Here is a 5,398-nt window from a genome sequence, read left to right on the forward strand (position 1 = left end):
GAGACCCCGGACGGAGGCGGGCCAGGCAGTATCGGCCCGCCGGAGGAGGAGGCTCCCCGACCCCGCGGAGGAGACGGGCGGCAGGCACCGCAGTTCAGAGGTGCCGGCCGCCCGGCTCCGGAGCGGTCCGCAGCGACAGAACCCACCGAAGCATTCCTCCGCATCTTCCACCCAATCCGCAGAAAAACCGCCGCCGCGCGGCAACCCCGCCTTGACCCCGCCGCGCGAATGGTCTACGATTGCGCGCGCCCCGCGGCGTTCCGCGCCACCCTTCCCGTGCAGACCTCCCGACGATGCAGGCCAGAGCCGCCCTAGCCAAAGTTCCGCTCACCATCCGGCGCGGCTGGGACGACATCTTCAACGGTCCCGAGCTGACGGTGACCGCGGGGAAGATCTTCACGGCGGTGCTGCTGGGCTGGATCGCCTACCGCGTGCTGAAGCTCGTGCTGCGCCGCATCGAGAAGGGCCTGGAGCCTTCCGGCTCGGGCACCATCTCGCTGCACGAGCAGCGCGCCCGCACGCTGGTGGGCCTGGTGCGCAGCGTTGGCGTGGTGGTGATCGTGACCATGGTGCTGTTCATGGTCCTCAGCGCGGTGGGCGTGGACCTGGCCCCGCTGCTCGCCGGCGCGGGCGTGGTGGGCCTGGCCTTCTCGTTCGGCGCGCAGTCGCTGGTGAAGGACATCATCAGCGGCCTCTTCATCCTGTTCGAGAACCAGTTCGGCGTGGGCGACGTGATCCGCGTGGACCCCGCCGTCTCCGGCGCGGTGGAGCGGATGACGCTGCGCGTGGTCGTGCTGCGCGACACCTACGGCGTGGTGCACATCGTGCCCAACGGCGAGATCAAGCGGGTGAGCAACCTCACGCGCACCTGGGCCCGCGCGGTGCTGGACGTGAAGGTGGGCTACCAGGAGGACACGGACCGCGTGGCCGCCGTGATGCGCGAGGTGGGCGAGAGCCTGTTCGCCGACGCGGACTGGGCGCCCGTTCTCGTGGAGAAGCCCACGGTGCCGGGAATCGAGAGCTTCGCCGACAACGGCGTGGTGGTGCGGCTGATGGCCAAGACGGTGCCGCTGAAGCAGTGGGACGTGGCGCGCGAGCTACGCCGCCGCATCAAGCGCCGCTTCGACGCCGAGGGCATCTCGTTCACCACGCCGTCCACGTCGGTGTACCTGGGCGAGGAGCTGGTCAGCCACCTTCGGCCCGAGCCGGCCGCCGCCCTGGCGGCCGAGAGCACGCCCACCCAGACGGAGGAGCATGCGGCGGACGAAGCGATGTAGGCACGCGCGGCCCTGAACGGCCGCCCCCTCCAGAGAACACCCGCCGCGCCGCCTTTCCGGCCGCGGCCATCGCATCGTCACGCCACTGCCCCCCGCACGGAGGAGCCATGCCGCTCAGGTTCTACAACACGCTCACGCGCCGCGAAGAGGAGTTCGTCCCCCTGGTGGAGGGCCGGGTGGGGATGTACTGCTGCGGCCCCACGGTGTACGCGCCGCCGCACATCGGCAACATGCGCACGTTCTTCTTCGCCGACGTGCTGCACCGCTACCTGGAGTATCGCGGTTACGCGGTCACGTTCGTGATGAACCTGACCGACGTGGACGACAAGACGATCCGCGGCGCCAACCGCGACGGCGTGGCGCTGTCGGCATACGTGGAGCCGTTCGTGAAGGCACTGTTCGACAGCCTGGACACGCTGGGCATCGAGCGGGCCGACGTGTACCCGCGCGCCACCGACTACGTGCCGCAGATGGTGGACATCATCCGCCGGCTGGAGGAGCGGGGCCTGGCGTACGAGAGCGAGGGCTCGGTCTACTACGACATCTCGGAGTTCGCAGACTACGGCAAGCTCAGCAAGGTGGACGTCTCCGCCGGCCGCCGGGGCGAGCGCGTGGCGGCCGACGAGTACGACAAGGACGACGTGCGCGACTTCGTGCTGTGGAAGGGCGCCAAGCCCGAGGACGAGAAGGTGGGCGCGGTGTGGGACACGCCGTGGGGCGCGGGGCGGCCCGGCTGGCACATCGAGTGCTCGGCCATGGCGATGGACCACCTGGGCGAGACGCTCGACATCCACGCGGGCGGGGTGGACCTGACCTTCCCGCACCACGAAGACGAGATCGCGCAGAGCGAGGGCGCCACCGGCAAGCCCTTCGTGCGCTACTGGCTGCACGGCGAGTTCCTGCAGCTGGACGGCGACAAGATGAGCAAGTCGCTGGGCAACATCTTCAACCTGGGCGACCTGGTGGACCGCGGCGTGAAGCCGTCGTCCATCCGCTACCTCTTCCTGACGGCGCACTACCGCAGCAAGCTCAACTTCACCTTCGAGGCGCTGGACGCCGCGGCCGAGGCGGTGCGCCGCGTGCGTGCCACCCGCGACCGGCTGCGCGCCCACCCGTCGGCCGTGCACCCCGACCCGTCGGACGTGCCGTCGCTGCACCGCTCGGCAGACGAGGCGCTGAGCGCGTTCGCGGCGGCGATGGACCAGGACCTGAACAGCAGCGTGGCCCTGGCGGCGCTGCACGGGCTGGTGAAGGCGGTCAACGGACGCATGGAGACGCTGGGCACCGGCCCGATCACCCAGGCGGAGCAGCGGGCGGCGCTGGACGCCTTCGAGCGCATGGAGTCCGTCTTCGGCTTCCTGCGCCTGGCCGACGGCGAGGCCGCGGTGGACGAGGACGTGACGGCGTGGGTCGAGGAGCGCCTCGCCGCCCGTGCTGATGCGCGCAACGCCAAGGACTTCGCCAGGTCCGACGAGATCCGCGCGGAGCTGGCCGCCCGCGGCATCGCCGTGGAGGACACGGCGCAAGGCCAGCGCTGGAGCCGCGCGCAGTAGCCGCCCGCGTTCCGGCGGACCGGAGCGTGTGGTCGGTAGATGAGGTCCGGGCGGGAAGATGCGGGCTGGAAAGACGGGCCGGCGTGGGTTACATTGCCGGCCCTGGCGCCACATTAGCTCAGTTGGTAGAGCACTCGATTTGTAATCGAAAGGTCGTCGGTTCGAATCCGACATGTGGCTCTTCCCGCGGCTCGCCGTCCCTCCGCCGATGCTCTCCGGATGATCGCGGCGGATTGCGGAAGCCGCGGATTCGCGGTAGGTTTACGACTCTTCGGCAGCCTTTCGAGCGTGCGGCCGAGGATCGTGCGGGAGTAGCTCAGTTGGCTAGAGCACCTGCCTTCCAAGCAGGATGTCGCGGGTTCGAGTCCCGTCTCCCGCTCTGCGCACCCGGCGCCGTGCATCCCAGTGGATGCACGGCGCCCGTTGCGTGTGGCCCTGTTTCCCAGCGCCGTCCGTTCCGGTGGCGCGGACCGTGCCGGTGTGCAGCGTTCGCCGCGGGCCGACGATCCGCCCGCGCCGTTCGGCACCTCCGAGCGCCACGCTACCCCGTATTCCCGCGAGCTCTTCCTGTCTTCCTCGTCCGTTTCACGCTACGCGCTTCTCCTGCGGCTCGTTGGCCGCAGCGCGTGGTGGCTGCTTCACAAGACGCCGGTTCGGCACCGTTTCGGCATCGCGGTGGCGCTGTCGCGGGCGGCGGTGCCCGTGCTTCGCCGCTCGCCAGCCGCGCACCTGCTGGAATCGTGGAGCCACGACACGCCGGTGGAGGCGCTGCTCTGCTCGGTCCTCACCCAGATGGAGATCCTGGGCCTCGACGTGACGCCGCGCATGCGCGTGGAGGGTATCTTTCCCGGTGCCGCGGCGGGCAGAGGGGCGCTGGTGGTGGGGCCGCGGACGCTCATGCACCGGTTCATCGTCCGCTGGTTCCACGAGCAGGGCTTCCGGCCCTTGCCCGTGGCGGACTACGACCCGTACCCGATCTTCACCACGCGCGAGACGATCCCGGCGCTGAAGACGAGCCCCGGGTTCATGCTCGGCGTGCGGAGCGCGCTCACCGGCGGGCGCACCGTCCTCGCTGCGCTCGGGCAGGAGAAGCCCGGCCCGCGCGTGGTTCGGTTCGAGACCGCGCGGGGGCCCATGACCGCGGCGGATTCGCTCATCCGCCTGGCGGAACTCTCCGGTGCCGACCTGTACTTCGCGACGGACCACCTTGCCGCCGACGGTGCGGTCGTCATCACCATCGCCGCGCCGTCGTACCCCGGCCAGCGCACGGCCGAGAAGGACGTGCAGGCCTACGTCGCCTTCGTCCAGCAGCAGGTGGCCGCGGCCGCAGGCAGGTGACGGCCGAACTCGCCCCTCGCGCCCGGGGTTCGCCGCGACTTCGTGCCCAGGGCAGCGGAATGTCTTCCCCCGCCCGCGAACGGCGGCGGCGCGCCACCTCGCAGCGGCCGCGTGGATTCTCCCTTTCGCATGAAACGTGTCGGATGCGTCCCCAAAGGTGTTTGCCGGGGGCTAGCGGCCGGCGTATACATCTCTCGTAGGTCGTTTCCCGTCGTTCTCCGCAGTACGATCCTGTCGCCGAACTCCCGACGGTTTCCGCCTCGCGATGGTTGCGTCACCGCATACCCCACTCGCATCCAGGAGCGTCCGCATGAGCGTACTCGGTTGGAAAGCGGCCCTCGTCCTCGTGCTGTCGATGGCGGTCTGGTGGGCATTCTACGCCGCCTACCCCTCCGCTCCGCCCGACGCGGCCGACACGATGGTGATCGTGGGCGCGATGCTGCTGGCGGTGCTGGGCACGTCTTCGCTGCTCATTCGCTTCCGCCGCCCGCCGGCCGAGAAGCGTGAACCGGCCGCAGCCGCACCCGCCGAAGCTCCGGACGCTGCGGCAGAGATCCCGGCGTGAGCGCTCCGAACGGCGGAGTGCGCCGGATGGCACGGGCGGTGTTCTGTGCGGGCGCCGCGGCGGTGCTCGCAGGCGGGAGGCTGGCGGCACAGGGAGGAGATGTGCAGGAGGCGCCGGTGGTCGCCTGCCGGGCGGACGAGCTGTCCGTGCCGTTCGCAGGGTCCACGCACCTGCGGATCTTCACGGACGTGGCCGACGCGCCTCGTTTCGTGTGGTCGTCGGCGGCAGGGACGATCACCGGAGACGGGGCGGGCGCGGAGTGGAGCCTCGCAAGCGCTCTTCCGGGCGTGTACGAGGCAACCGCCCGCGCGGCCGGCGCCGACAGCGCGCGCTTCACCCCCTGCACGGTCCAGGTCGTCGTGTCCGCGCGAGAGGAAATCGGCGATCCCCGGCCCGGGCAGGCGATCGGCTCAGAGCTCCGCGGCTCGCCGTTGAGCGCCGCGGGGCAGCTCGTGGGCGCCGCGCACGAAGGGACCCGCTTCGGGCTCTACTCGTACGTCCTCTTTCGCGCCCCGCCCAACGACGCGACGCGCGAGCGCTACCAGGCCGTAGCCGCCGAGTACCTGCGGCAGATGCCCGGCGTGGACGCGCTCTTGGAGTACCGCCCGCCCGAGGAGATGAACGTCACCTACGTGCCTGTGGTACGGCGGCTCCGCCAGCCCACG

At 70.7% G+C, this 5,398-nt stretch carries 5 protein-coding genes and 2 tRNA genes; all 7 read left to right on the top strand.

Going from position 1 to position 5,398, the window contains the following annotated elements; all coding sequences use genetic code 11:
* The first annotated feature begins 293 nt into the window (after positions 1–293).
* Positions 294–1,277: a mechanosensitive ion channel domain-containing protein gene (locus VFE05_23940; protein ID HET6233150.1), complete on the top strand. Its 984-nt coding sequence runs from the start codon at positions 294–296 to the stop codon at positions 1,275–1,277.
* Between the two features lie 107 nt (positions 1,278–1,384).
* Complete coding sequence (gene cysS, locus VFE05_23945) at positions 1,385–2,830, top strand: cysteine--tRNA ligase (GenBank protein HET6233151.1); 1,446 nt, start codon at positions 1,385–1,387, stop codon at positions 2,828–2,830.
* Positions 2,831–2,937: 107 nt separating this feature from the next.
* Positions 2,938–3,010, top strand: a tRNA-Thr gene (locus VFE05_23950).
* Between the two features lie 125 nt (positions 3,011–3,135).
* Positions 3,136–3,209 (top strand) — tRNA-Gly (locus VFE05_23955).
* Between the two features lie 101 nt (positions 3,210–3,310).
* Positions 3,311–4,168 carry a hypothetical protein gene (locus VFE05_23960; GenBank protein HET6233152.1) on the top strand — a complete coding sequence of 286 codons (858 nt, stop codon included), beginning with the start codon at positions 3,311–3,313 and terminating at the stop codon, positions 4,166–4,168.
* Between the two features lie 310 nt (positions 4,169–4,478).
* On the top strand, positions 4,479–4,733 hold the full coding sequence (locus VFE05_23965) for a hypothetical protein (GenBank protein ID HET6233153.1): 255 nt from the start codon (positions 4,479–4,481) through the stop codon (positions 4,731–4,733).
* A 26-nt stretch (positions 4,734–4,759) separates the two neighbouring features.
* A partial coding sequence (locus VFE05_23970; GenBank protein HET6233154.1) for a hypothetical protein occupies positions 4,760–5,398 on the top strand: 639 nt, incomplete at its 3' end.

The organism is Longimicrobiaceae bacterium (assembly GCA_035696245.1).
In the GTDB taxonomy this organism is placed as follows: domain Bacteria; phylum Gemmatimonadota; class Gemmatimonadetes; order Longimicrobiales; family Longimicrobiaceae; genus DASRQW01.